The following is a 26,231-nucleotide window of genomic DNA, read 5'->3' as shown; positions in this document are numbered from 1 at the left end:
CAGTGGGGCTGCCATCAGTTGGCCACCGCCAGTTGCGGGCGGGCCTGGCCGGCACGCACCAGCGTGACCGGCCGGACCGGTCCCGGACCCGGCACGAGGAGATCGGCCTCGGACGTCTCCGCACGTTGTGATCGTCCGGAAACCGTTATCCGCAACCGCATCCCCCCGATCCGGCCGAATCCGCTGCGCGCCTCCCGGAGATCGTCGCCGGCCGGGAGGTGCCGATAGGTGAGCACCTCGGTGTCGATGGTGGTCTGCGCACCGGGCCAGGTGCCGCCCACCACCAGCAGTGCGGAGGACTGTTTACGCGCCCGCCCCATCACCACCCGGCTGCGCGAGGGTGCGACATCGACTCCGCGTGTGCCCAGTACCACCAGATCCATGCCGTCGAGCAGCACCGCCGCCACCTCCACCGGGTCCGTCCCGGGCGATGGCACCGTCGCGATCCTGGACAGATCAGCCCCCATCTGGGCCGCGGACAGCAGACCCAGGCGGGGCAGGCCGACGATCCCGACCTGTCCACCGTTCTGGGTGACCGTGGCGATCACGGCGATCAGGACCGAGTTCACACCGGACAACCGGGTCACCGTTCCGCGCGCCAATCCTTTGTGCGGCAACATCTCCGACAACGGCTCCGGCACCGGGATCGCATCCGACGAGCGATCGGCGAGCGCCACCGCCGGCGTGTCCGGCCGCCCGGACATCACTGCCATCTGCCGCCGCAAACCGGCCAACGCAGCGTCGCGTCCCGACGAAATACTCATTGCACCCTCCAGGTCCAGCGGTGGTACTCAAGCGAGCCGGGAAGGTGCGCGCCATCGATCACTCGAACGTGTTTTCGACATTTTCCATCGTAGAACCGGTCACCGACAAACGTCAACCCGACGGGTCTCAGAACAGCGTAAGTGCTTGTTGCAGTTCGGGTTTGGCGACAATTGCATCTTCGGTCCCAGATTCGGGCCGACGCAGGCCGCCGGACCCGGCGAGCCCATGCTGCTGCACCAACGGCAGCATGCGGTCACGCAACCATGCCGAGTACTCGGCCGTCACATAGGCACCCCGGCCGTAGAGTCCGCGGTAGCGGCGCACCAGCGCCGGATGCTCGGCGGCCAGCCATTCCATGAACCACGGTTTGGTCGCCCCACGCAGATGCATGGGGAACGCCGTCACCCCCGACGCCCCGGCCTCGGCGAGAGCGCCCAGCAGATCGTCGAGGTGCGCGGTCGAATCGGTCAGATACGGGATCACCGGCGCCACCATGACGTGCGGGGCGAAGCCGGCGTCGGCGATATCGCGGATCAACGACAACCGTGCCTGCGGCGACGGCGTGCCCGGTTCGATCTGCTTCTGCAGATCCGCGTCGAAGAAGGCCAGTGAGATGCCGATGCTCACCGCAACCTGTCCGGCCGCCTGCCGCAACAGCGGCAGATCCCGGCGCAGCAGGGTGCCCTTGGTGAGGATCGAGAACGGCGTCCGCGACTCGGCCAGCGCCCCGATGACGCCGGGCATCAGCCGGTAGCGCCCCTCGGCCCGCTGATAGGGATCGGTGTTGGTACCCAGCGCCACCACCTCGCGTGACCACGACCGGCGGCGCAATTCGCGGCGCAACACCGCCGCCACATTCAGCTTGACGACGACCTGGGTGTCGAAGTCGCGACCCGCATCGAGGTCCAGGTACTCATGGGTCGGCCGCGCGAAACAGTAACGGCAAGCGTGAGTGCAACCTCGAAAAGTATTGACAGTGAAGCGAAACGGCAGGTGCGACGCCTCCGGAACGCGGTTGAGCGCACTCTTGGCCAGCACCTCGTGGAACGTGATCCCCTCGAACTCCGGGGTCCGCACCGAACGCACGAGTCCCGAACGCGCGAAGCCGGGAAATGCCCCGTCGTCGGCATCCACCGACTGGTCCGCCCATCGCATATCGCGAGTCGAACATGCGTGCGAGGTGAATGTCAAGCGCAACGGACCATCGACTCGGCGTGCCGCTATCATCGCCGTATGTCCATCGAGCCGGGTAGTCGCCGCATGCCGGGACCGCAGTACCTGGTGGCCGGACGCTACCGCCTGCTGTCGCGCATCGGTGGCGGCGGCATGGGCACCGTGTGGCTTGCCCGCGATCAACTGCTCGACCGCGAGGTGGCGGTCAAACAGGTCGTGTCCACCGAGGGCCTCACCGAGGAATCGGCCGACAACATCCGCCAGCGCGCGATGCGGGAGGGACGGATCGCCGCCAAACTCTCCCACCGCAATGCCATCGCCATGCACGACGTAGCCCTCGACAGTGGCGAACCGTGGCTGGTGATGGAGTACCTACCCTCCCGCAGCGTCGCCCAGATCCTGCACAGCGCAGGCACTCTCGGAGTGCAGGAGGCCGCCCAGATCGGCGCACAGGTGGCCGACGCGATGGCCGAGGCGCATGCCGCGGGCATCGTGCACCGCGACATCAAGCCGGGCAACATCCTCATCGCCACCGGCGCCCGAAACGCCGGACTGGTCAAGATCACCGACTTCGGTATCTCTCGCGCCAAGGACGACGTGACGCTGACCCAGGCCGGCGTGATCACCGGTACCCCAGCGTATTTCGCGCCCGAGGTGGCGCGCGGCGTCGAACCGGGCGAGCCGTCGGACGTCTACTCCCTCGGCGCCACGGTGTACACGATGGTCGAGGGGCAGCCCCCGTTCGGGACCGATGACAACTCGCTGGTGCTGCTACATCGGGTGGCCCGCGCCAAGATCAACCGGCCGCAGCGGGCCGGCGCCCTCGAACCGGTGCTCATGCGCCTACTCGAACCGAGCCCGGCCCGGCGGCCGACGATGGAACAGGCCCGCGACGCACTCGCCGAGGTTGCCGCCGGCAGCCATCTCACCACCGCGCAGGTCCTCACCGGCAAGATCACCAAACCCGGTGGCGGAGCACCGATCTGGGCCGCATCTTCCGGCAGCACAGCCCCCCGCGGCCCGTCGACGGGAGCGCATCCGCCGTCGCGTGATTCGGCGGCCTTCGCGCCGACGATGACGCCGCCGCCGTCGGGCTCCCGGGTGTCCCCGCGCACCCCGCCGCTACCGCCGAGCGGCGCCTACCAGCCGGTGCCGCAACAGGTTCACACACCGGCGCCGTATCCGGGCGTGTATGCGCCGGTCCCACCGCGCAAGTCGTCGAGCGGTCCGCTCGCGCTCGCCGTGTTCGGCTTCTTCGTCGCCCTCGCCGTGGTGGCTGTCCTCGTGATCGCCCTCCTGCGCTGATCCCTCACGCGGCTCGCCGCGCTGCTCCAGCTGACCCCGAAGCCGTGAAGATGGCCCGAGAACGGCGGCCCACGACCGACCACTGAGCCGAAAACCGGCCTCTTCAGGTGCGAGGAGTGTTGGTGAGACAACCGTATTCGGAACCGTCCAAAAGTGGGATCTACTGACCTTCTTGTGGGTGGATTACGACCACGGCAACTCCGGGCACGCGCCGCCGCGGGTGAGTTCGGCCATCGCGATCAGTGCTTCGGGAGTGTGGAATCCGTAGGCCCGCTTGGTCAATGCGCGTAGGTGGGTGTTGGTGGCCTCACTGCGCGCGTTAGAAATGTTGTGGCGCAGGGCGTTGCGGATACGTGTGTTGTAAAGATCCAGAGTCCTTCCCAACGCGGCGATTTCAGGAATATCACTAGCGCGGGCCCAGAGCTTGTCAAGATGTTTGTGTAAGAACGTGACTCCTGATTTTTGTGTGCTTGCTGTTGCGGTCTAGGTGAGGTGGGGTTCGATGCGGTCGGGGTAGGCCAGGGCGAGTTGGCCGAGGGCCTGTTTCCAGTTCGTCACGACCTGTCCCTCGACGAGTCGTCCGGGGGCTTTGCGGGTGGCGGCGGGCTTGCCGCGTTCCTTCTCGCGTTGCCGGGCGCGTTTGTCCTCGATGTCGCAGATCGCCAGCCACAGCAGCTTGCGGACCGCGACGTCATTCGGGAAATGGCCGCGGTTCTTGATGACCTTACGTAATTGATAGTTCAGCGACTCGATCGAGTTCGTGGTGTAAATGACCTTGCGCAGTTCGGGTGGGAACGCCAAGAAGGGGATGAAACGGTCCCACGCCCGGTCGAAAGCCTGTGCTGCACTGGGGTATTTGACACCCAACTCCGAGTCGCGGAAGGCCTCCCACTCGAGGCGGGCGACCTCGACATCCGGGGCTGTGTAGATCGGTTTGATCGCCCGGGCCACCTCCTTGCGGTCTTTGTAGTTGACGAACCGCATCGCGTTGCGGATCAGATGCACCACACACGTCTGCACGGTGGCCAGCGGCCAGGTCGCCTCGATCGCCTCGGGGAATCCGGTGAGCCCGTCACAGCACACGACCAGCACGTCTTTGACGCCGCGGTTGGCCAGATTCGCGCACACCCCGGCCCAGAACCTCGCGCCCTCTTCGGCCTGTATCCAGATCCCCAACACATGCTTGATACCGGCCATGTCGACGCCAATCGCTATGTGGGCGTGTTTGTTTCGGACGTGGGCGCCGTCTTTGACCTTCACCACCAACGCGTCGAGATAGATGACGGGGTACAGCGCCTCCAGCGGCCGGTTCTGCCATTCGTCGACCGCGTCGAGGACCTCGTCGCAGATCTTGGAGATCGTCTCGTGGGACAGATCGGTGCCGATTGTGGATGCGAGGTGGTGTTGGATATCGCGCAACGTCATGCCGCCGGCATAGAGCGAGATGATGATGTCATCGAGGCCACCGAGCCGGCGCGACCCCTTGGGGACCAGACGTGGGGTGAACGTGCCGTCACGGTCACGAGGGACGTTCAGCTCGACCGGACCGGCTTCGGAGGCGACCGTTTTCGGGGTCGACCCGTTGCGGGCATTCGGCAGTTCCCGACCGGCCGGGTCGCCCTTGTCATAGCCGAGGTGATCGGTCAGTTCGGCTTTCAGCCCACGTTCGAGGGCGAGTTTGATCAGACCCGGAATTAGGCCACCGTCCCCGGTGATCTGAACCTGCCCGGTATCGATCTGGGCCAACAACTCATCGACCATGCCCGAAGCCGCCAACGCCTCGGCCACCTCCGCAGTCGAACGTGGCTCGGCCAGCTCAGGCAACTGATGATCGTCGTGGCCCTGCTGCTTGTCGTCTAACGCCATGCTCATAGATCTTCCTCTCACTGATGAGCACTGGACTTACACAGACCATCTGACACCCCCCGGGCCCACGCCTGCACCCCGGTCAGCAGCACCAACCGCCGACGACCCTTGCTGCGGATGGCCTCGCGGAGTTGCTCTTTGAGCATGTACGCCTCATACAGGTCACTGTTGTCGGCACGTAGTTGCTCGACGATCCCCCGCTGCTCGGGTGACTGATCGCCGTGACTCTTGCGCACCGCCCACATCGCACCCTTGCCGCCACCGTGGGTGGCCACGGTACGCCGGCGCACCTTGTCGACCATGGCCCCGGCCCACTGGATCAGATGAAACACATCCAAACACTGGATGGCGTGCGGAGCGCGGGTGGTGACCGCCGACCAGATCCACTCGGCGCCATCAGCAGAGACCTTCTCGATCATCGCCGCCCGCTCGGCACCCAACGCATCGAAGAACTCGCCCAGCACCGCACTGTCGCGGCCCTCTTTCGCCCACACGATCAGGCCGGTGTCATGGTTGATCACCACCGTCAGATAACGATGGCCCTTGCGATAGGCGATCTCATCGATACCCACGTTGACCAGACCGTCGAGCCGGTCGATGCCGGCGAAATGATCGTCGACGACCCGCTCCACGATCCCCGACACCGTGCGCCAGGCCACCCGCAGGAACTGCGTGACCGCCGAGACGGTGGCATGGGCTGCCAACCACGCCGCCATGTCGTCGAAGGCCCGGGTGAACCGCGCCCGCGGCCGCGCCCACGGCACCGCCTCGGTGACCACGCCATGGACCGTGCAGCGCACCCGACGCAGCGACGCCGCCAGCACGCACCGACGCCCGGCCACATCCAGATGCCGCCACCGCCGCCGCGCACTGACCTGGTCATAGCCCGGACACCGCCGCCCGCATTCGCCACACCGGGACCGATCACGCGCATAGGCACGGACACTGACCACAACCATCCCGTCGGGATCGACAGTTGTCTCCTCGAGCGTGACATCCTCGACGATCGCATCGATGGTCAACACCTTCTGCACTACACTGGACATGCGCAACGCCGGAACTCCTCAGGTTTAGTCTTCGCAAACCAAACCTTAAGCAGGACAACGGCGTTGCGCCCTACGCCACGCCGAAACAACCCACAACTACGTCACAAGTGCCCAAAAGTGTCGGTAGCCCCTGATACGAATAGCTGGCAACAATGCAGTACGCGCAGTTTCACACCTCACCCAATTCGGGAATCACACGAGGTGCTGGGGTGATACAGCAACAACCGTGGGGAAAAGAATTGTCGGTGCCCTGATATAGCCTCGAGGCATCAGAATTGCAGAACAGCACCACATCAGAAGGGGGGAGTGATGTCGGTGATGTGGACAGACATTCCGCCGGGAGTGTTGGGTCTACCCGATCTCAACGGCATCTCCCCCGACATTCCCGAACCGGCTGTGGTGAATGATCTGGTGGTGTCGTTGGGTCAGGCCGAACGCGGTCAGTGCTTTCTATCCTGGTACACATTTCAGGTTGCCGCCGAGTTGCATACCCGGCTGGTGGCGCCGGTCGCAGATACCGACCTGCGCGGTATCGACGCCTACGCCCAATGCGCGGCACGGATCGCGATCTCGCTGGCGATCTCGCACGCCACCGCCGAAAAGCTGCTGCGCGAAGCGCTCGCCCTGCGTGACCGGCTACCCAGGGTCGCCGAATGTCTACGCGACGGTCTGCTCACCCCCGGGAAAGTATCGACCATCATCACCGGCACCGACCTGTGCGAGGGCCAACCCTACGCCGGCGCGGTCGACGCGGCGATCGCCAACGCCGTCCGTTGCCGCGACGGGGTGTGGTCACGAGCAGCCATCCGCGACCTCACCGACCGCATCGTGTTCCGCCACGACCCCGATGCCGTGCGCGAACGGCGTCGACGCGCCACAGAAGACCGCGCCATCTGGGTCGATGACGATGGTGACGGCATGGCGGTGCTGTCGGCGTCGATGACTGCCGAAAACACCCAGATCGCGTTCGCCGCCGTTCACGAGTTGGCGGCATGTGCCTGCCGGCACGACCCGCGCAGCACACGAGCCCGCGGCTCAGACGCCTCGTTCGCACTGTTGACCGGCACCCGCTTCGAATGTCTCTGCGGCCGCACCGACTGCGACGCGGTCATCCCCGAAGCAGGGATGTTGCCGGCCGCACAGGCCCGCATCGTCATCCACGTCGTGTGTGACGAGAAGACCCTCACCGACCCCGAGGACACCACCCCCGGCTATATGAACGGCTACGGCGTCATCTCTGCCGACCACACCCGCGAACTCGCCGACCGCCCCGACACCGTGACCCGGCCCATCAACCCCCCACCCACCGCACCCGAATCGACCCGACCGGCCACCACCGAACCGGCACCGACCGAACCGGCAACGCCGGTGGCCGCCGAGCACCATCCCGCACCCACCGACGAGATCCCGGCCACGACAGCGGAATCCGAGCCCACCCAGGATGATCCGGAGCCACGTGGCTCCCGCCACGGCATGCCTGCACCCGAGGCCGAGACCGAACACGAAGCCGAGGTTGCTGACCTTGCGGTCGAACCCACAGCCACCACTACCGGGCATGGGCGGGGGTTGGCAGCACACCTACCGTCGAACCCCTACCGGCCCACCACGGCGTTGACCGACTACATCCACTCCCGCGACGGCCGGTGCACCGTGAACCGCCCCGGGTTCGTCGGAGGCTCTCGAACCTGTGAAGGATGGAGAGCATGGCAGCACCTCGGAAGTACAGCATTGAGCTGAAGGAGCGAGCGACGCGGATGGCGGTGGAAGCCCGCAAGGACCCGGCCACACGGCCGGGAGCGTTCAAACGGATCGGCGATCAACTCGGTGTGCACCCGGAGGCGCTACGCACCTGGGTCAAGCAAGCCGAAATCGATGGCGGGCAGCGGCCGGGTACCACGAGCAGCGATTCCGAGCGGATCGCGCAGCTCGAGCGGGAGAACCGCGAGCTGCGGCGGGCGAACACGATCTTGAAGCAGGCGTCGGCTTTTTTTGCCGCGGAGATCGACCGCCCACAGCGTTGATCGTGGAGTTCGTCGCCGCTTCTCGCGACGAACACGGAGTCGATCCGATCTGCGCGGCCCTACGCGACACGGCCGCCCAGATCGCTCCGTCCACGGTACGAGCCCACCTGAGTGCGAACAAGACCGAGGCGCCACGCACGGTGCGTGACCGGGAGATGCTCGGCGAGATCCGCACCGTGCACGCCGACAATCTCGGCGTCTACGGTGCCCGCAAGGTCCACGCCGAACTACGCAGAAAGGATATCGACGTGGCGCGCTGCACTGTCGAACGATTGATGAAAGCCGATGGACTGCAAGGGATACCGAGGTTGAAGACACGCAGGACCACCCGCAGCGATGGCGCCGAAACCCCGCAACCGGCCGACCGAGTCGGCCGGCAGTTCACCGCCGAGGCGCCGAACACCTTGTGGGTGGCGGACCTGACCTACATCCGCACCCACTCCGGGTGGGTGTACGCGGCGTTCATCCTCGACGTGTACTCGCGCGTGGTCGTCGGCTGGCAGGTCTCGACCACGATGCACACCGACCTCGCATTGGACGCCTTAGACATGGGATTGTGGGCGCGTGATCGTGCCGGCCAGGATGTGGCCGGACTGATTCACCACTCGGACCGCGGAGTGCAGTATCGAGCGATTCGTTACACCGAGCGTCTCGCCGAAGCTGAAGCGGTGACTTCGGTTGGCTCCAAGGGTGATTCGTATGACAACGCGATGGCCGAGGCGTTCAACTCGTTATTCAAGGCGGAATGTATCCGCAACCCGATCATGCGCCCGAAGAGCGGGTGGGGCGGTGTCGGCGACGTCGAGATCGCGGTCGCCGAGTACATCGAGTGGTTCAACCACCGCCGTCTGCACGGCGAGATCGGACACGTCCCGCCGGTCGAGTACGAGGCCGCCTACTGGGCGGCCCACACGGTCACCAGCTACCGTGAGAACCCGGTCCCAGCAGAGGCCGGAACCAACTAACCGAGCCTCCAGCAAACCCGGGGCGATTCACCGTACCCGGCTGCACCAAACCCGCCTGGTCCTGCGACCTCGACCACATCCGCGAATACAACCACGACGACCCGGCGGCCGGTGGACAAACTCACCCGTCCGAGATCGCCGACAAATGCCGATTTCACCACCTGCTCAAAACGTTCACCGATTTCCTCGATGACATGACCCTCGACCGTCACGGCCGACCACACACCACCTTCACCACCCCCGAAGGACTGACCCTGCCCGGCCGCGCCGACTCGGTCATCGACGTCATCCCCGCTCTCGGCCGCATCCGCTTCCGCGACCCCGACACCGCCCACCGACCCCGCATCATCCTCGGGCCCGACACACCACGGCGCCACACCCGCACCACCGCCAAACACGCTCGCCGCCACCAAGAACGCATGCGCAACCGCCGCACGCGCACCGAACACGACCACCAACTCAGGCGACTACACGACAACGGACCCGCACCACCGTTCTGACCCACCAGGCCATCAGACCCGGGAACCATTCACCGCTTCGCGCGCAGACCGCCGGCAACACGAGCAGAGGCGGTCGTCGGATCGCGGTCACCCGATGTGGCGTGTCGCCGCCCATCGGGTCAGAGCATTGCGATTCGATTGCTGAGTCTTGCGGAGAACGTTCGAAGCATGCGTCTCCACCGTCTTGATCGAGATGAACAGTTCCTCGGCGATCTCCCGGTACGTGTACCCCCGGGCGAGCAGTCGCAAGACCTCGAGTTCGCGGCGGGTCAACGAGTCGAGTTCCGGGTCGAGCGGCGGCTCGGGAGCGCTCGACTTCCCGGTGAAGGAGTCGAGGACGAACCCGGCGAGCCGGGGACTGAACACGGCGTCCCCGTCGGCGACCCGGCGGACCGCGTCGGCGAGGTCGGCGCCGCTGATGGTCTTGGTGACATAACCACGGGCGCCGGCGCGGATCGTCGCGATCACATCCTCGGCGGCGTCGGACACGCTGAGCGCCAAGAACACCGGTGCCGATTCGCCGATCGCGTCGGTGACGCCGCGGAGCACCGCGACCCCGCCGCCGGCAGGCATGTGGACATCGAGCAGGACGACATCGGGTGCGGTGGCCACGATGCCGGCCACCGCCTCGCCGACCGTGCCCGCCTCGCCGACCACCCGTAGACCGGGTTCACCGGCCAACTCGGCACGCACACCGGACCGGAAGACCGCGTGATCGTCGACGAGGAAGACACCGTGGATGGTCTCGACGGCCGGTTCACCATCGGTCGCGGGTTGGTCCATCAGTGTTTCTCACCCTCCTGATCCGCTTCTGCTCCAAGAACTCTCGCGTGCTCGTCACGTACGCCGTCGACGTCGCCGACGATCCGCGGCATCACCAGACGGACGTTGGTGCCGCGCCCGGGTACCGAGTCGATCCGTACGGTGCCGCCGGCGCGCTCGATCCGCGCCCGGATCGAGCGGGCGATCCCCTGCCGGTCATCGGCGATGGTAGCCGGGTCGAATCCCGTACCGCGATCACGTACGAACACCTCCACCTCGTCGTCGGTGATCTCGCAGTACACGTCCACGGTGCGCTCACCGGAGTGTTTGGCGGCGTTGACGAGTGCCTCGCGGGTGGCCCCGACCACCGCCGACCAACGCTTGCCGTCACCGTTGCCGTCGGGGCGCAGATCGCCCACCGTCACCACCTCGACCTCGATGCCGTAGGCGTCCTCGACCTCGGCACCCACCGATTGCAGGGCGGCGGCCAGCGATCCGCTGCGCTGGGCGGGGTCGCCGAAAAGCCATGTCCGCAGCTCTCTTTCCTGGCTGCGGGCCAGCCGGGCCACCTCCTCGGGCCGGTTGGCCTGCTTCTGGATGAGCGCGAGGGTCTGCAGGACCGAATCGTGCAGGTGCGAGGCGATCTCCTCACGTTCGGCGTTGCGGATCCGGGCGGCACGTTCTTCGTTGAGCGCCCGCCACATCCGCATCCACAGCGGCACCGTCAGCAGCACGACGCCGATGAGGGTGGCCGCGACGGCGAGGATGGTGGTGCTCAGTCCGCCGAAGCTGCGGGTTCCGGCCAGCACCACCACGACCAGTCCGCCGATCACCAGCACGACCCCGCCGGCCAGTCGCGTCCAGGTCAGCAGCGGAGTGCGTGGTGCGGTCCGGGAGGTGTCGAACTCACGCCACACCAGACTGGCACCGATGGCGATGAACACGAACGGGACCAGATAGGCGGCCGGTGTTCCCGATGCCGAGAAGCCGACGACGGCCATCGCCACCAGACCGATCAGCGCCAATCCCCACGACTGGCGGCGGACACCCGGCGGTGGTGGTTCGGTGTCGTTTCCCGGCGGGCAGAAGAACCACAGCAGTCCGTAGGCCATCACCCCGGCACCGGCCAGCGCGGCCAATACGACGAAGACGACCCGCACCCGGAACACGTCGACACCGAGATGATCGGCGATCCCGCCGGCGACACCGGCGATCACCCGGCCGCCGTCGCGTCGCACCAGTCGCGGTGCGGGACCGACCGGCGTCGAGTCCTGGGAGTGCTTCACTCTTCCGATAGTGGCACGACGGTGCCGCCCCGGCATCAGGGTCGGTCCCCGATTCTCGGGTGTCGCGGGTCCGGGTTTGGGGGCAGAACTCAGGGTCATACCCGATGTGACAGACATGGCCGGGACGCCACGATGGTCACCATGGACACCAAGCAGCTCCAACAGCAGGTCGCCGACCTGTGGGCCACCCGACCGGTGCGGCCCGACGACCCGCGGACCATCGCCGGCGTCTGCGGCGGGATCGCCGCGCGCTATCGCGTCGATCCGACTCTGGTCAAAGTTGCCTTCGTGGTGGCGGCACTCTTCGGCGGCAGCGGTGTGCTGCTCTACCTCGCGGCCTGGATCGCGTTTCCCGGTGCGGCCAAGGCACGTTCGGCCGCGGCCCGCGGACGTCCGGTACACGGCCGGATGGCACTGCACAATCCGCGCATCATCCTGTTCGTGGTCCTCGCGATCGTCATCGTCAGCTCGTTGGGCCCCAACAGCACCTGGGGGTCGGGCGGCGTCGTGGGGGCGATCCTGATGCTGGCCGGATGGTGGCTGCTCTATCTGCGTACGCCGACGCCTCCGCCCGCGACATCGGTGGACACCCAGCCGGTGGCGGCCACCTACACCGTCGGTTCTGCCCACCCCGCCGGCGCGGCGAGCGCCGGCCAGTTCGAGAGATGGATACCCCGCGCCATGACGACTCCGATGATCCCGGGTGGTCATCCGCCCACTCCCCGCCCGGTCGACGCCACCTCCGACGAGGCACGTCCGTCCCTGCTCAAGGAGACCCCTGCCGAACCGACGCCGCCGGCCTGGGATCCGCTGGGGACCGCACCGTTCGCCTGGGATCTGCCCGAGCCCGCGCCGTCCCGCGACCCCGAGCCGCTGCGCGACCGGCGATCGCCGACCACGCTGATCGTCGTGGGACTCGCGGTCCTGGTCGGTGCTGTGGGTACCGCCGCACGTCAGGCCGGCATCGAGTGGTTCACCGTCGGACGCATCCTGGCCTGTTCGCTTGCGGTCATCGGGGGCGGCCTGATCTACGCGGGGATGCGGCGGCGGAGTTCGGGACGGCACAGTTCCGGGCTGGTTCCGATCGCCATTGCCGTCGGCGTCGCCACCGTGATCACCACGACGGCCGCCGGATTCTCCGGTCTACCCGCCGGAGGCCTGGGTGACCGCGACTGGAAACCGTTGACGGAGAACGACATCAAGAGCGAATACACCCTGGGCGGGGGCAACATGGTCCTCGATCTGACGAAAGTCGACCTCACCGCCGACCGGCACGTGACGCTCCGCAACGGCTTGGGTCAGATCACGGTCAAGGTGGGCCCCGAGATGAACGTACGTGCCGACTGCAGCACCGGGGTGGGTGAGTACACCTGCCCTGACGGCCTCGACGGCGGCCGCAACGGCACCGAGGGTCCGGTGCTGTCCATCGATGCCCACACCGGCATGGGTCAAGTGGAGGTAGTGCGATGAACCGGACCGATCAGACCGGCCGTGAGATCGAGCGGCATCGCTCCCCCGGCCTCGTCATCTTCGGGATCGTCGCGCTCGCGGTCGCCGCCTGGGGACTGGCCGATGGCCCTGAGTTGCCCGACCCGTCGAACCTCGGGTGGCTGGTGGTGGCCGTCGGACTCGTGATCGGGTTGCTGCTCATCGTCACCGGGGCGCGCTCGAAACGCTGAGCCTCACTCCCACTCGATGGTGCCCGGCGGCTTGCTCGTCACATCGAGGACCACGCGGTTGACGTCGGGCACCTCGTTGGTGATGCGGGTGGAGATCACCTCGAGTACCTCGTAGGGCACTCGGGTCCAGTCCGCGGTCATCGCATCCTCGCTGGACACCGGCCGCAGCACGATCGGATGACCGTAGGTGCGTCCGTCGCCCTGCACGCCGACGCTGCGGACATCGGCCAGCAGGACCACCGGGCACTGCCAGATCTGGGCGTCGAGGCCGGCCGCGGTCAGTTCCTCCCGGGCGATCAGATCGGCTTTGCGCAGCATGGCCAGCCGGTCGGCGGTCACCTCGCCGACGATGCGGATCGCCAGACCGGGTCCGGGGAACGGCTGTCGGCCGACGATGTCCTCGGGCAGCCCGAGTTCGCGACCCACCGCGCGGACCTCGTCCTTGAACAGCAGGCGCAGGGGTTCGACGAGGCTGAACTCGAGATCCTCGGGCAGCCCGCCGACGTTGTGGTGGCTCTTGATGTTCGCGGTGCCGCTGCCGCCGCCGGACTCCACCACGTCCGGGTACAGCGTGCCCTGCACGAGGAACTCCACCTTCTCGCCGGCCTCGGCACCGTCGCCGAGCACATCGGCGACGGCACCTTCGAAGGACCGGATGAACTCTCGTCCGATGATCTTGCGTTTGGTCTCCGGGTCGCTCACGCCGGCGAGTTCACCGAGGAAGGTCTCGGCGGCATCCACGGTCACCAGCTTGGCGCCGGTCGCGCCGACGAAGTCGTGCTGCACCTGTTCGCGTTCCCCGGCGCGCAGGAGCCCGTGGTCGACGAACACACAGGTCAGCCGGTCACCGATGGCGCGTTGCACCAGTGCCGCCGCCACCGCGGAATCGACACCGCCGGACAGGCCACAGATTGCCCGGCCGTCACCGATCTGATCGGCGACCGCGTCGATGAGGGTGTCGGCGATGTTCGCGGCCGTCCAGGTGGCCTCGAGACCGGCGATCTCGTAAAGGAAGCGGGTCAGGATCTGCTGGCCGTGCGGGGTGTGCAGGACCTCGGGATGGTACTGCACACCGGCCATCCGTCGCTCCAGGGACTCGAAGGCGGCGACCGGCGCACCCGGAGTGGACCCGGTGACGACGAATCCCTCGGGCGGGCTCTGCACCGCGTCGTTGTGGCTCATCCACACCGGCTGGGTCTCGGTCAGCCCCTGATGCAGGATGCCTTCGCCGTTCACCGACAACGTGGTCCGGCCGAATTCGCGGCCGCCGGTGTTGGCGACGTCGCCACCGAGCTGACGTGCCATCGCCTGGAATCCGTAACAGATGCCGAAGACGGGCACACCGAGCTCGAGGATCTCCGGGTCGAGCCCGGGCGCATCGTCGGCGTACACCGAGGCCGGGCCGCCGGACAGGATGATGGCCACCGGGTTCTTGTCCCGGAACTCCGCTGTCGCCGCGTCGTGCGCGATGACCTCGGAGTACACCCGCGCCTCACGGACGCGCCGCGCGATCAGCTGCGCGTACTGCGCCCCGAAGTCGACGACGAGAACCGGCCGCGGCCCCTCGATGAGATCCTCAGCGCTGGCATTCTCTGCGGAAGAATCGGTCACCTCAGCAATTCTAGGGCCGGACGGCGCGGCGGTAGCGCGTGGGATACTCCGTTGCGTCATGGACGCATCCACCGAATCCTCCGCCCGGCCACCCTCCCCTCGACCATGGTCGCTGTCGATCCTCGACATCACCCAGGCCGCGGTCTTCGCCGCCCTGATCGCCGCCCTCGGACTGCCCGGCGCGATCAATCTTCCCGGCGGTGTACCGATCACCCTGCAGACGATGGGCGTCATGCTCGCCGGGGCGATCCTGGGTCCCAAGAAGGGAACACTGGCCGTCGCCATCTTCATGGTGCTGGCCATCGTGGGGTTGCCGATCCTCGCCGGCGGCGTCAACGGGCAGGCCTCGCTGGCTTCTCCTCGCGGCGGCTATTTCCTCGGGTTCCTGCCCGGCGTGATCGTCGTCGGGCTGCTCACGGCGCTGATGATGCCGCGCTACCGGGTGCTCTGGGGCATCGTCGCCAACCTCATCGGCGGAGTGCTCGTCATCTACACGTGCGGGGTGATCGGCCTGATGATCCGCACCGATCTCACCGTGTGGGCGGCGATCACCACCAACGGGCCCTACCTGGTGGGTGACCTCGCCAAGGCCGTCGTCACCGCGCTCGTCGCATCGCAGGTGCATCGCGGCTGGCCCGGACTGATCGAGCCACTGCGCCGGCGCCGCCGCGCCGCCTCGCCGTGATCGAGTTCACCGGCGTCGGCCATGCCTATGACGGCCGAGTGGTGTTGCGGGACATCACCCTCACCCTGGCCGAACGTCGCGTGGGCATCGTCGGCGCCAACGGCAGCGGGAAATCGACGCTGGCCCGGATGATCAACGCCCTGGTCACCCCGGATGCGGGCACGGTGACCGTCAACGGCGTCGACGCCGCCAAACACAAGCGCCGGATTCGACGCGAGGTCGGCTTCATCTTCTCCGACCCGGATCGGCAGATCATCATGCCGACGGTGATCGAGGACATCGAATTGTCGTTGCGCCGCACCGGATTGTCGGAGGCCGAGCGGGCCGAGCGGGCGCGTACCGTGCTGGCGCGTTTCGGTCTGGCCGATCACGCCGACCACCCGGCCCAACGCCTGTCCGGCGGGCAGAAACAACTGCTGGCGCTGGCCGCGATCTTCGTGACCGAACCGACGATCATCGTCGCCGACGAACCGACCACCCTGCTCGATCTGCGCAACAGCCGCATGCTTCGGCGCGTCTTCGCCGGCCTCGACGAGCAACTCGTCGTCGTCACCCACGACCTCGACCTCGTCGACGACTTCGACCGCGTCATCGTGCTCGACGACGGTGTGGTGGTCGCCGACGACGCACCCGGCCCCGCGCTGGCGGCCTACCGGGAGCTGATGGCATGAGCACGCTCGGCGTCTACCGCCCCGGAAACAGTGTGCTGCATCGTCTCTCACCGGGTGCCAAGCTGATCGCGCTCGGGGCCGGGATCGTCGCCATGTCGGTGACGGTCCGTTCGATGGGCGCGCTCGGCGTCGCCGTCCTGGTGGTGGCGGCAGTGTTCGCGCTCGGCGGGATCGGACCGGTGGCCGCGTGGCGGCAGATCCGCCCGATGCTGTGGATCACGGTGTTCATCTTCGTCTTCCAGGTGATCTTCACCGATTGGCAACGGGCCGTGGTGGTCTGCGGGGTACTGGTGTTGTCGGTGGCACTGGCCGCGGTGGTCACGCTGACCACCCGCACCACCGACATGCTCGACTCCATCACCCGGGCAATGTCCCCGCTGCGCCGCGTCGGCGTCCCGGTCGAGGTTCTCGCGATGGCCCTGGCGCTGGCCATCCGCTCCATCCCGCTGCTCGTCGAGATCATCCGGCAGGTCGACGAGGCCCGCCAGGCCCGCGGATTACGTCCCGGGCCAAGGATTCTCGTCGCACCCATCGTGCTCGCCGCGTTGCGGACCGCCGACGGTTTCGCCGACACCCTCACCGCGCGCGGATTGGACTAACTCGCCGTCAGACCCCGAAGCGCCTGCCGATCACCGACCGGCCCCGGTTCTTCACGCCGGAGACCGCCCCGAAGACCGACTCCCCCAGCGGAGAATCGCTTCCGAACACCGTTCGTATGCTGCCGATCCCCAGCGCCGGGGGCTGACTTCGCCACGCCGACTCCGGTATCGCACACCGGGTGTCGATGAGGCGGGCAACTGCCGGTTCGATGTCGTCGAGGTTGATCTCCCCCTTGCGCCACAGCAGCATCTGACCCGGTTCGATGCGCATCGACCAGACCCCGAGCCACGGGTCGCCGAGCATGCCGCGGCGGGTCGGTTCGGTCAGTGCCGCGGTCGCGAACTCCGGATTGTTGGTGGTGATCCGGAATCGCTTGTCGAACTCGGGATCGTGGAATTGGATGTCGGTGACGCCGATGTACTCCAGCGCCCGGCCGACCAGCGTCTCCTCCTGCACCTGCAGCGCGTTGCCGTCCGACGGAGCCGGGATGGCGACCACCATGTGGTGGCGCCGCCCGCCACGCTCCCACTCCTCGGGGTCGGTGATCTCATATTCGTATTCCAAGGCGACGAAGTCGTGGTCGTTGATGACTCCGCGAAAGGCATCATGGCACTTGCGCTTCTCGCCGCGGCCGAAGGGCGGGCCGTCGGAGAACCAGGTCAGCGCCGCGTCGTAGCTCTGAAAGGTCCATCCCCGATCGGTGGCGTAGGCGGTGCGCTCGGCCACCTCTTTGCGTCGGCCGACCATCCACATCGCCCCGATCGCGGCGATGAACAGGCAGAACAGGACGAGGCCGATGATTGATCCGGTACTCACGCGACGATCATGCCTTCGGACCGGAAGCAGGCCCGACGGTGTCACCACCAGACTCTGTCCGGCCGACTCGTGCTCACCCGACGGATGTTCTCTCGGCGAGATGCTCGACAGGCGTGATGGGCAGCCGCAGCGCACCGGGCGCCTGTGCGGGGACCACCGGCGCGACCGGCGGGCATGGGCTGATCCGCTCGTAGGGTCGACCCTGTGCGGGCCGCATATCCTGCTCACCTTTGTTGGGCCACAACGCCATTGCGCGTTCGGCCTGCGCGCAGATGGTCAGCGACGGATTGACCCCGAGGTTGGCCGAGACCGCCGCGCCGTCGGTGACGTGCAGTGTCGGGTAGTTCCACACCCGGTGATAGGCGTCGATGACGCCGGTGGCCGGGTCGTCGGAGATGGCGCACCCGCCGAGATAATGCGCGGTGAGCGGCATGTTCATGATGTCACCCCAGGTGCCGCCCGCCATTCCGCCCGGCAGCTTGCTCGCGATGCGGCGAGTGGCCTCATTGCCCTTGGGAATCCAGGTCGGGTTGGGTTCGCCGTGACCCTGTTTGCTGGTGATGTACCGGAACGGTCCCCGCTTGCGCACGAAGGTGGTCAACGAGTTGTTGTTGTTCTGCATGACCAGGGCGATGACGGTGCGCTGACTCCATTTGCGCACCACCAGAAGTCGCACCAGCAGCAGCGGATTGCGGGCCACCTGACGTAGGAACTGCCCGAACCGGTTGGCCCGGGTACCACCGTCGGTGAGCAGGGTCTGCAGATAGGCGATCGCGTTGGAGCCCTTGCCATATCGGACGGGTTCGATGTGGGTGGTCGGATCCGGGTGAAACGACGACGTGATCGCGACACCGTGCGAGTAGTCGTGCCTCGGGTCGTAGTGGCTCGCGGCCGCACCCAGGATGGATTCGGAGTTGGTGCGCGTGAGCACACCCATCGCGTCCGAGATCTGCGGCAGCGTCGAATGTTTCGCGTGATGAAGCAGACGCTGGGTGTTGAAGGTACCGGCCGCGACGATCACCTGGCCGGCGGTGAAGGTACGCGCCCGGCGGCCCACCGGACCCCAGGACGAGGAACGATGGGTGCCCACGAGCCACGTGCCGTCGGATGACTGCTCCAGGCTCTGTACGGTCGTCCGATCGATGATGATGGCGCCGGCACGTTCGGCCAGACCCAGATAGTTCTTCATGAGGGTGTTCTTGGCGCCCACCCGGCAACCGGTCATGCAGGCGCCGCATTCGGTGCAGGCGGTGCGCTCCGGTCCGACGCCACCGAAGTACGGGTCGGGCACCTTCTGACCGGGTTCACCTGCGAAACCCGTTTTCGCACCGAAGAACACCCCGACCGGCGTCGCGGTGAAGGTGTCGGCCGCCCCCATCTCCTCGGCCACCTCGCGCATCACCCGATCCGACTCGGTCACCGTCGGATTGGTCACCACGCCGAGCATGCGCCGAGCCTGCTCGTAGTAGGGCGACAGTTCGTCGGACCAGTCGGTGATGTCGCGCCACTGCGGGTCGGTGAAGAACGGGGTGGGCGGCTTGTAGAGGGTGTTGGCGTAGTTGAGTGACCCGCCGCCGACCCCGGCGCCCGCGAGGATCATGACGTCCTTGAGCGCGTGGATGCGCTGGATGCCGTAGAGGCCGAGCTTGGGTGCCCAGAGCCACTTGTTCAGTCGCCAGCTGGTTTTCGCGAAATCCTCGTCCTCGAAGCGCCGTCCGGCCTCGATGACGCCGACCCGGTATCCCTTCTCGACCAGACGCAGCGCGCTGACACTGCCGCCGAAACCGGATCCGATGATGAGCACGTCGAAGTGCGTGGGTTCATGGTGGGCTGCCATGGACAACCATACTAACGTACGTTGTCACATACCGTGACCCGGACCACTAACGGTGAACGGACAGGCCCACCTTCTGGAATTCCTTGAGGTCGCAGTAACCGGCCTTGGCCATGGCCCGTCGCAGGCCACCGACCAAATTGAGCTCGCCGAAGGGGTCGTCGGACGGCCCGTTCAGCACCCGCTCGAGCGACGGCCGGTCATCCTCGACGGCGACCTGCAGCAGCGCCCCGCGCGGCGTATCCGGATGCGCGGCCGCCGACGGCCAGTACCAGCCGCGGCCGGGCGCCGACGCAGACGCGGCCAGCGGGGTGCCCAGCACCGCGGCGTCCGCACCGCACGCGATGGCCTTGATCAGATCACCCGAGGTGTGGATGTCACCGTCGGCGATCACGTGGACGTACCGTCCGCCGGTCTCGTCGAGGTAGTCGCGGCGCGCGGCGGCGGCGTCGGCGATGGCGGTGGCCATGGGCACCCCGATGCCGAGTACCTCACCGGTCGTGGTGGCCCCGGTCGCCGACCCGTAGCCGACGATCACACCGGCCGCGCCGGTCCGCATCAGATGCAGGGCGGTGCGGTGATCGTGGACGCCGCCGGCGATGACCGGGATGTCCAGCTCAGCGATGAAGGTCTTGAGGTTCAACGGTTCCCGGGTCGAGCCGCCGGAATCATCCCGGGCCACATGCTCGGCCGAGATGATGGTGCCGTGCACCACGAGCAGTTCCACCCCCGCGGCGATCAACGCCGGGGTCAGTTCCGGAGCGTGCTGGGGACTGACCCGCACCGCGGTGGTCACGCCGGCCTCGCGGACCTGCGCGACGGCCTCACCGAGCAGCCCGCTGTCCAGGGGCGCGGAATGCAACTGCTGCAGATGCCGAACGGCCGCATAGGGATCCGGGTCGTCGGCGGCGATCGCGATCAGTTCGGCGATCTTGGCCTCGACGTCACGATGCCGCGCCCAGAGGCCCTCACCATTGATGACACCCAGCGCGCCGAGCCGACCGAGCTCGACCGCCATCGACGGCGACACCAGCGCGTCGGTCGGATGGCTCAGGATCGGCGACTCGAACCGATAGGCGTCGATCTGCCAGGCGGTCGACACATCCTTGGACGACCGGGTCCGACGCGACGGCACGATGCTGACGTCGTCGAGCTCATAGGTCCGTCGCGCTGTTCGGCCGATGCCGATTTCGACGAGATCACGCACCGCTGCGCCTTTCTCCTTCAATTAACTCCGACGATGCGGCCCGCGTGGCGGGCGCCGGTCATCGGGAATAGTAGTTGGGTGCCTCGGCCGTGAGTGTGATGTCGTGCGGATGGGACTCCTTGAGACCGGCCGCGGTGATCTGCACGAAGCGGGCGTCCTGCAGTCCGGTGATCGAACTGGAGCCGGTGTACCCCATCGCCGCGCGTAGGCCGCCGACGAGCTGGTGGATCACCTGCGACAGTGGGCCACGGAACGGGACGCGCCCTTCGATGCCCTCGGGCACCAGCTTCTCCTCGGACAGGACATCGTCCTGGAAGTAGCGGTCCTTGGAGTAGGACTTGGCCTGGCCGCGCCCCTGCATCGCGCCGAGTGACCCCATGCCGCGGTAGCTCTTGAACTGCTTGCCGTTCACCAGGATCAGATCGCCGGGAGCCTCTGCGGTACCCGCGAGCAGCGATCCCAGCATCGCGGTCGACGCACCCGCGGCCAGTGCCTTGGCGATGTCGCCGGAGTACTGCAGACCGCCGTCGGCAATCACCGGCACATCGGCCTTCTTGCAGACGGCGACGGCCTCGAGGATCGCGGTGATCTGCGGCGCTCCCACCCCGGCGACCACGCGGGTGGTGCAGATGGAACCGGGCCCCACCCCCACCTTCACCGCATCGGCGCCGGCGTCGATCAACGCCTGGGCGGCCTCCCTGGTCGCGACGTTGCCGCCGACGATGTCGACGCGGTCACCGACCTCGGCCTTGAGTTTGGACACCATGTCGAGCACCAGACGATTGTGGGCGTGTGCGGTGTCGACGATGATGACGTCGGCGCCGGCATCGGCCAGCGCCATGGCCCGGTCCCATTGCGGATCTCCGGTGCCGACGGCGGCACCGACGAGCAGCCGGCCGTCGGCATCCTTGGTTGCCAGCGGGTGCTGTTCGGTCTTGACGAAGTCCTTGACGGTGATCAGGCCGGTGAGGCGGCCGTTGCCGTCGACGATCGGCAGCTTCTCGACCTTGTTGCGCCGCAACAGTCCCAGCGCCGCCTCGGCGGACACGCCTTCCTGCGCGGTGATCAGCGGCGCCTTGGTCATCACCTCGGACACCGGACGGTCCTGGTCGACCTCGAAGCGCATGTCGCGGTTGGTGATGATGCCGACGAGCTCGCCGCGGTCATCGACCACCGGCAGGCCGGAGATGCGGTAGCGCGCACACATCGCGTCGACCTCGGCGAGGGTGTTGGTCGGCGAGCAGGTGACCGGGTCGGTGACCATCCCGGCCTCCGACCGCTTGACCGTCTCGACCTGTCCCGCCTGATCCTCGATGGACAGGTTGCGGTGCAGCACCCCCATACCGCCGGCGCGGGCCATCGCGATGGCCATCCGGGCCTCGGTGACGGTGTCCATCGCCGAACTCACCAGTGGCACACGAAGCGAGATGTTCTTGGTCACCCGCGACGACGTGTCGACCTCGCTGGGAATCACGTCCGACGCAGAGGGCAGCAACAGCACATCGTCGAAGGTCAGGCCGAGCATCGCGACCTTGCCGGGGTCGTCCCCACCGGTACGAACATTCGTCATCTGTCCATGGTATCGACTGCGCTCGCGCGTCTGAAATTGCCGACCTCGTGACGGCGAAACGTTGTGGACGCGTGCGGTGCAACCAGGCCGGTATCCGCTACGGTGGTGGTGTGCGCGATCACCTTCCACCCGGCCTTCCGCCGGACCCGTTTGCCGACGACCCGAGCGATCCCGCCTCGGCACTGGACTCGGTGGAGCCCGGCGCCCCGCTCGACGAGAACGAGCGCCTGGCCGTCGAAGAAGATCTCGCCGATCTCGCCGTCTATGAGGCACTACTCGCCCATCGCGGGGTGCGCGGACTCGTCGTCGTCTGCGACGACTGTCACGAGGATCACTACCACGACTGGGACATGCTCCGCGCCAACCTACTTCAGCTGTTGATCGACGGCACCGTGCGTCCCCACGAGCCCGCCGTCGATCCGCGTCCCGACGCCTACGTCACGTGGGATTACTGCCGCGGCTTCGCGGATGCGCACAATCAGTTCTCCGACGGCCGCTGAACGGACGACCGCTCAACGCGCCTCGCTTCGATCAGCGTGACGGAACGGTCGTCGTGGTCGTGACGGTGGGCACGTCGGTACTCGCCGGCGGCGGTGTCTGCGTCGGCACCGTGACCGTGTAGGACGTGGTGGTCGTGGTCGGTACCGGCTGCTGTTGACTCGTCGTCGGGTTGGTCGGCCGCGTGGGCGGAACACTCGGCTCGGTGGTGACCGGCCCGCTCGGCGGCGGAGTGGTCCGAGGCGCCGTGCTGCGATTATCGGTGGAACCGGGCGGGGTCGTCTGCTGCTCTGACCTGGTTCGCAGTCGTGGATCAGGCGATGTGGTGTTCTCGTTCGGCGAGGTCGTCCCCGAACCCGGCGCCGACGGCGAGGTCGACACGTTGGTCTCGGTCGCCTTGCCGGTTCCGGCCCGCAGCCGTGCGATCCAGTCGTTCATCTCATTGCGCTTGTCACCGTCGCGCATCGGGCCCATTTGGCTCTCGGCCTTGGCGATGAGACTGGACGCGGCCACGGTGTCCCCGGCGGCCATGGCGGCCTCGGCGCTCTCCAGATTTGATCGCACATCGTGGGCGGCCTGCGTCTCCGACGCAGCCTGGGCGAACACGACCCGCTTGACCGGCCACAACGCGTCGCCCGGTTGCGAGCCCTCGGAGAGGACCGTGAGACCGGCGGCCGCGACGACGACGATGGCCGCCGCACCCGAGACGACCCGCAGGTGGCGGACCATACGCTTGCCGCGGCTGACCCGTTCGGAGGCCGCGATGGCGCGTTCGACCTCGTCGACCGAGGGCAGTTCGGGTGGGGGCGCGTCGAGTGCGCCGTGGCGCCAACCCGACAGGAGTGCGGCGAGCTCGTACTCACCGTCGTCGCGGGTCTCCACTGGGACGTCACGCGAGAGCGCGTCGAGGAATCGGTCGTCGAAGGCGACCTGGGAGAGATCGACAGGCGCTCCGTCGCCGGCCTCGGTCGGCCAGTCGACGGGTCCGGTCATCTCGGGGGTGTCTCCGGACAGAGGGTCACGTCCGGCGTTCGCGCGGCGGTGCCGCCAGTCATGCGCGTCGTTCATTTGCCCCTCCTGTCCTCTTGAGTTCGTTCTTCAGCTTCGCCAGCGCCCGGTGCTGTGCGACCCGGACCGCCCCGGGCGTGCTGCCGACGGCGTCGGCGGTCTCCTCGGCCGACATCCCGACGACGAGACGCAGGACCAGGACCTCCCGTTGCTTCTCCGGGAGGATCTCGAGCAGGGCTCGCATGCGGCGGCTGGCGTCGGCGTCGAGAGCCAGTTGCTCCGGTCCACCGGCGAGTGTGGTGACCTCGGGCACGTCATCGGTCGGATCGGCCTTCACCCGGCCCGCCACACGGAGCGCGTCTGCGACCTTGTGTGCGGCGATGCCGTAGACGAACGCCATGAACGGCTTGCCCTGGTCCTGATACCGGGGCAGGGCAGTCATCACCGCCATCAACGCCTCCTGCGCAATGTCATCGGCGGAGAACAAGTGGCGTTCTCCGGCTCCAATACGCCCTCGGCAGTAGCGCAGAATGGGGTCCTGCACACTTTCGAGAACTGACGTGAGAGCGGCGCGGTCCCCTTGCCTTGCGGCACGGACCGCGTCGTCCAACTCACCACCTGTCAGCTTCATCGTCAGTCGGAATCCCCGTGTTACATGTCGGTTGACCGGACGTACCGGTCCTGATATGACCCCCCGCACACCGTTACGGCGTGGCGTTCGAACTACGGCAAGCCATTAGTCACCTTAGCGATCGTCCGCGCTCGACAACGGCATGCCCTGCCGACGGAGCCGATCACGCAGGTTCACCAGGAGGTCTCGTTCGATCTGCGACGCAGCGCCGGTCCCCGCCAGTAGAGACAGTGCAGCCCACTGCAGCGGGCCGAGTCCTTCTTCTCGGGCGTGATCGGCGAGTTGGCGCGCGCGAGCGGCCGACCGGTCGAGGTCACCGGCCGCGGCATCGGCGGCCGCGGCGATCAGGCGGGTCTTGATGCGGTGCCGAGGAGTGATGCCGTCGGTTATCTCATCAGTCGCCGCCACCGCGGCACCCGAGATCTCGACGGCCTGGGTGCCGACGCCGAAGTACATGGCCAGTTCGGCCCGCACCCATCGGGATCGGAGCCATCCGCGTCCCCCGGTCTCCCACTGCCGGTGATCCCAGCGTCCGGGATGTTCGGTATCGAGGTCGGCGAGCAGCACATCACACCGGTCGAGGAGTCGCTGCGACGCCGTCAGCCGCATCAGACCCAGGTTGTCCGCGGCGAGGCCGACGAGCGCGTCGCTGAGGGCGGCCCGGCCCAGATCATGACGAACACGGCACTGCGGCGCCACGAACGGCGCGGCCGCGGCGAGCGCGCGTCCGTCGAGGATGTGGGCCGCACGGTGTCGTCCGGCCTGCCGGTGGAGGGAGGCCGCGGTGCTCCAGGCGAGGGACCGCAGGTCGTCACGTGCGCCGCAGCGTGCGCGCATCTCGCCCAGCCGGGTCAGCGCCGCCGCCACCTCTCCCCGGCCGCCGGCCTCGACGGCTGCCCGCCAGTCGTCGGCGAGATCATCCGCGGCGCGGTGTCGTCGCAGTTCAGAAGTGATGTCGTCCCCCTCAAGAAGTGGTCTGGCTCACGTCGTTCAGTTCCGGTTTGTATGAATTTAACCAACGGTCACAAACGTTAATTCCGATGCCACATCACCGGCAGATGAGCCATAGATTTCGTCCAGGTAAATCAAACACAGTCATCTCCACACGTCACCACATCTGACACACCCGCTCACGCAGCGGTCAGATTTCCGGAAATGCCTGTTCAAAGCCCCTGTGCGACACCCTGATGAGGGTGTGTACACCGGTTCCCCACAGATGTGGTAGCGCGGTCCGCTTACCTCACCTGCCGTTAACAATTTGGAGATTTTCACCCTGGTCAGACCCGAATTCGACGGTATTGACTCGCTTTCTCGACCCCGCTTAATGTGTGCCTTGCGTTGCTGCGGAATGACCTACGAATCGACGCGCCATTGCTTTCGAGCGATCCCCTATCGGGGACACTTTGAACAAGGAGTAGCTGCCATGCCCCAGCCCAATCACCTTCCCGGCCCGAATGCGGACATCTGGGAGTGGCAGATGCACGGTCTCTGCCGTGGAGTCGACTCATCGATGTTCTTCCACCCCGACGGTGAGCGCGGGCGAGCACGCGCCCAGCGCGAGCGACGCGCCAAGGAGATGTGCCATCAGTGCCCGGTCATCGCCCAGTGCCGTGAGCACGCCTTGGCCGTCGCCGAGCCCTACGGCATCTGGGGCGGGCTCTCGGAGTCCGAACGCAGCATCCTGATGAAGCGTGGCGTCGGGCGCCGGATCGCCAGCTGAATCCACCGGACA

At 67.1% G+C, this 26,231-nt stretch carries 24 protein-coding genes, 2 pseudogenes and 1 other annotated feature; of the genes and pseudogenes, 11 read left to right on the top strand and 15 right to left on the bottom strand.

Annotated elements, in window-relative coordinates; translation table 11 throughout:
- Positions 1–14: 14 nt before the first annotated feature.
- Positions 15–764, bottom strand: a complete 750-nt coding sequence (locus tag GBRO_RS08600; protein WP_012833569.1) for a hypothetical protein — start codon at positions 762–764, stop codon at positions 15–17.
- A gap of 127 nt (positions 765–891) precedes the next feature.
- A complete protein-coding gene (locus tag GBRO_RS08595) occupies positions 892–1,920 on the bottom strand; it encodes an Rv2578c family radical SAM protein (protein ID WP_012833568.1) in 1,029 nt (342 codons plus the stop codon).
- A 78-nt stretch (positions 1,921–1,998) separates the two neighbouring features.
- Here GBRO_RS08595 and GBRO_RS08590 point away from each other — a divergent pair, with 78 nt between their 5' ends.
- Complete coding sequence (locus tag GBRO_RS08590) at positions 1,999–3,243, top strand: serine/threonine-protein kinase (RefSeq protein ID WP_041919812.1); 1,245 nt, start codon at positions 1,999–2,001, stop codon at positions 3,241–3,243.
- A 183-nt stretch (positions 3,244–3,426) separates the two neighbouring features.
- On the opposite strand, the pseudogene GBRO_RS25230 reads toward GBRO_RS08590, so the two are convergent.
- From GBRO_RS25230 to GBRO_RS08580, 3 genes and pseudogenes are all read right to left on the bottom strand, one after another.
- Positions 3,427–3,663, bottom strand: a pseudogene (locus tag GBRO_RS25230) (transposase); the annotation flags it as partial.
- A 63-nt stretch (positions 3,664–3,726) separates the two neighbouring features.
- Entirely contained in the window at positions 3,727–5,115 is a 1,389-nt protein-coding gene (locus GBRO_RS08585) for an IS256 family transposase (protein WP_012833431.1), read from the bottom strand.
- A 53-nt stretch (positions 5,116–5,168) separates the two neighbouring features.
- Positions 5,169–6,161, bottom strand: a pseudogene (locus GBRO_RS08580) (ISL3 family transposase); the annotation flags it as partial.
- A gap of 312 nt (positions 6,162–6,473) precedes the next feature.
- Here GBRO_RS08580 and GBRO_RS08575 point away from each other — a divergent pair.
- The 3 genes from GBRO_RS08575 (at position 6,474) to GBRO_RS26530 (ending at position 9,641) form a co-directional block, all read left to right on the top strand.
- A complete protein-coding gene (locus GBRO_RS08575; RefSeq protein ID WP_227892866.1) occupies positions 6,474–7,892 on the top strand; it encodes a DUF222 domain-containing protein in 1,419 nt (472 codons plus the stop codon).
- Positions 7,859–9,141, top strand: a protein-coding gene (locus tag GBRO_RS08565; RefSeq protein WP_370452859.1) for an IS3 family transposase whose coding sequence is annotated in 2 segments (ribosomal slippage) — positions 7,859–8,141 and positions 8,141–9,141 — 1,284 coding nt in all. Because the reading frame shifts where the segments join, the coding sequence is not laid out codon by codon here. The genes GBRO_RS08575 and GBRO_RS08565 overlap by 34 nt, the downstream gene beginning before the upstream one ends.
- Positions 8,137–8,265: a sequence feature (AL1L pseudoknot), on the top strand. Its footprint overlaps the gene before it by 129 nt.
- Positions 9,142–9,335: 194 nt before the next feature.
- Positions 9,336–9,641: a hypothetical protein gene (locus GBRO_RS26530; protein ID WP_041919810.1), complete on the top strand. Its 306-nt coding sequence runs from the start codon at positions 9,336–9,338 to the stop codon at positions 9,639–9,641.
- A gap of 87 nt (positions 9,642–9,728) precedes the next feature.
- Here GBRO_RS26530 and GBRO_RS08550 read toward each other — a convergent pair whose 3' ends face one another.
- Positions 9,729–10,424 carry a LuxR C-terminal-related transcriptional regulator gene (locus tag GBRO_RS08550; RefSeq protein WP_012833565.1) on the bottom strand — a complete coding sequence of 232 codons (696 nt, stop codon included), beginning with the start codon at positions 10,422–10,424 and terminating at the stop codon, positions 9,729–9,731.
- Positions 10,424–11,725 carry an ATP-binding protein gene (locus tag GBRO_RS08545; protein WP_083775681.1) on the bottom strand — a complete coding sequence of 434 codons (1,302 nt, stop codon included), beginning with the start codon at positions 11,723–11,725 and terminating at the stop codon, positions 10,424–10,426. The genes GBRO_RS08550 and GBRO_RS08545 overlap by 1 nt, the downstream gene beginning before the upstream one ends.
- A gap of 96 nt (positions 11,726–11,821) precedes the next feature.
- Here GBRO_RS08545 and GBRO_RS08540 point away from each other — a divergent pair, with 96 nt between their 5' ends.
- Both GBRO_RS08540 and GBRO_RS08535 read left to right on the top strand, forming a co-directional pair.
- Positions 11,822–13,159, top strand: coding sequence for a PspC domain-containing protein (locus GBRO_RS08540; protein ID WP_012833563.1), 1,338 nt, complete (start codon positions 11,822–11,824; stop codon positions 13,157–13,159).
- Positions 13,156–13,368 carry a hypothetical protein gene (locus tag GBRO_RS08535; protein ID WP_012833562.1) on the top strand — a complete coding sequence of 71 codons (213 nt, stop codon included), beginning with the start codon at positions 13,156–13,158 and terminating at the stop codon, positions 13,366–13,368. The genes GBRO_RS08540 and GBRO_RS08535 overlap by 4 nt, the downstream gene beginning before the upstream one ends.
- Positions 13,369–13,371: 3 nt before the next feature.
- Here GBRO_RS08535 and guaA read toward each other — a convergent pair whose 3' ends face one another.
- Positions 13,372–15,039, bottom strand: a complete 1,668-nt coding sequence (guaA, locus tag GBRO_RS08530; protein WP_223373694.1) for a glutamine-hydrolyzing GMP synthase — start codon at positions 15,037–15,039, stop codon at positions 13,372–13,374.
- Here guaA and GBRO_RS08525 point away from each other — a divergent pair.
- Genes GBRO_RS08525 through GBRO_RS08515 form a run of 3 tightly spaced genes read left to right on the top strand, consistent with a single transcriptional unit; the run spans position 15,038 to position 16,934 of the window.
- Positions 15,038–15,664: a biotin transporter BioY gene (locus GBRO_RS08525; RefSeq protein ID WP_012833560.1), complete on the top strand. Its 627-nt coding sequence runs from the start codon at positions 15,038–15,040 to the stop codon at positions 15,662–15,664. The genes guaA and GBRO_RS08525 overlap by 2 nt on opposite strands.
- Complete coding sequence (locus tag GBRO_RS08520; RefSeq protein WP_012833559.1) at positions 15,661–16,335, top strand: energy-coupling factor ABC transporter ATP-binding protein; 675 nt, start codon at positions 15,661–15,663, stop codon at positions 16,333–16,335. Before GBRO_RS08525 ends, GBRO_RS08520 begins: the two co-directional genes overlap by 4 nt.
- A complete protein-coding gene (locus tag GBRO_RS08515) occupies positions 16,332–16,934 on the top strand; it encodes an energy-coupling factor transporter transmembrane component T family protein (RefSeq protein WP_012833558.1) in 603 nt (200 codons plus the stop codon). The genes GBRO_RS08520 and GBRO_RS08515 overlap by 4 nt, the downstream gene beginning before the upstream one ends.
- Before the next feature lie 7 nt (positions 16,935–16,941).
- Here GBRO_RS08515 and GBRO_RS08510 read toward each other — a convergent pair whose 3' ends face one another.
- The 4 genes from GBRO_RS08510 to guaB form a co-directional block, all read right to left on the bottom strand.
- Positions 16,942–17,751: a hypothetical protein gene (locus tag GBRO_RS08510; protein WP_041919809.1), complete on the bottom strand. Its 810-nt coding sequence runs from the start codon at positions 17,749–17,751 to the stop codon at positions 16,942–16,944.
- Between the two features lie 73 nt (positions 17,752–17,824).
- Positions 17,825–19,588: a GMC family oxidoreductase gene (locus GBRO_RS08505; RefSeq protein WP_012833556.1), complete on the bottom strand. Its 1,764-nt coding sequence runs from the start codon at positions 19,586–19,588 to the stop codon at positions 17,825–17,827.
- Between the two features lie 46 nt (positions 19,589–19,634).
- Positions 19,635–20,792 carry a GuaB3 family IMP dehydrogenase-related protein gene (locus GBRO_RS08500; protein WP_012833555.1) on the bottom strand — a complete coding sequence of 386 codons (1,158 nt, stop codon included), beginning with the start codon at positions 20,790–20,792 and terminating at the stop codon, positions 19,635–19,637.
- A gap of 58 nt (positions 20,793–20,850) precedes the next feature.
- On the bottom strand, positions 20,851–22,362 hold the full coding sequence (guaB, locus tag GBRO_RS08495; RefSeq protein WP_012833554.1) for an IMP dehydrogenase: 1,512 nt from the start codon (positions 22,360–22,362) through the stop codon (positions 20,851–20,853).
- 110 nt (positions 22,363–22,472) lie between these two features.
- Here guaB and GBRO_RS08490 point away from each other — a divergent pair, with 110 nt between their 5' ends.
- Positions 22,473–22,862, top strand: coding sequence for a DUF5319 domain-containing protein (locus GBRO_RS08490; protein WP_041920347.1), 390 nt, complete (start codon positions 22,473–22,475; stop codon positions 22,860–22,862).
- 31 nt (positions 22,863–22,893) lie between these two features.
- Here GBRO_RS08490 and GBRO_RS08485 read toward each other — a convergent pair whose 3' ends face one another.
- The 3 genes from GBRO_RS08485 to GBRO_RS08475 all read right to left on the bottom strand — a co-directional run bounded on the left by GBRO_RS08485 (position 22,894) and on the right by GBRO_RS08475 (position 25,366).
- The gene (locus tag GBRO_RS08485; RefSeq protein WP_012833552.1) at positions 22,894–23,928 is read right to left on the bottom strand and encodes an anti-sigma-D factor RsdA; all 1,035 of its coding nucleotides are present in this window, start codon (positions 23,926–23,928) and stop codon (positions 22,894–22,896) included.
- Positions 23,912–24,499, bottom strand: a complete 588-nt coding sequence (locus tag GBRO_RS08480) for a sigma-70 family RNA polymerase sigma factor (RefSeq protein ID WP_012833551.1) — start codon at positions 24,497–24,499, stop codon at positions 23,912–23,914. Before GBRO_RS08480 ends, GBRO_RS08485 begins: the two co-directional genes overlap by 17 nt.
- 114 nt (positions 24,500–24,613) lie before the next feature.
- Positions 24,614–25,366 (bottom strand): hypothetical protein, encoded by a 753-nt coding sequence (locus GBRO_RS08475; RefSeq protein WP_012833550.1) that lies wholly within the window; start codon positions 25,364–25,366, stop codon positions 24,614–24,616.
- 556 nt (positions 25,367–25,922) lie between these two features.
- Between GBRO_RS08475 and GBRO_RS08470 the strand changes: the two genes are divergently transcribed.
- Entirely contained in the window at positions 25,923–26,219 is a 297-nt protein-coding gene (locus GBRO_RS08470; protein WP_012833549.1) for a WhiB family transcriptional regulator, read from the top strand.
- Positions 26,220–26,231 lie beyond the last annotated feature (12 nt).

This window comes from Gordonia bronchialis DSM 43247, assembly GCF_000024785.1.
Classification (GTDB): Bacteria; Actinomycetota; Actinomycetes; order Mycobacteriales; family Mycobacteriaceae; genus Gordonia; species Gordonia bronchialis.
This window is presented reverse-complemented; position numbering and strand designations above follow the sequence as displayed.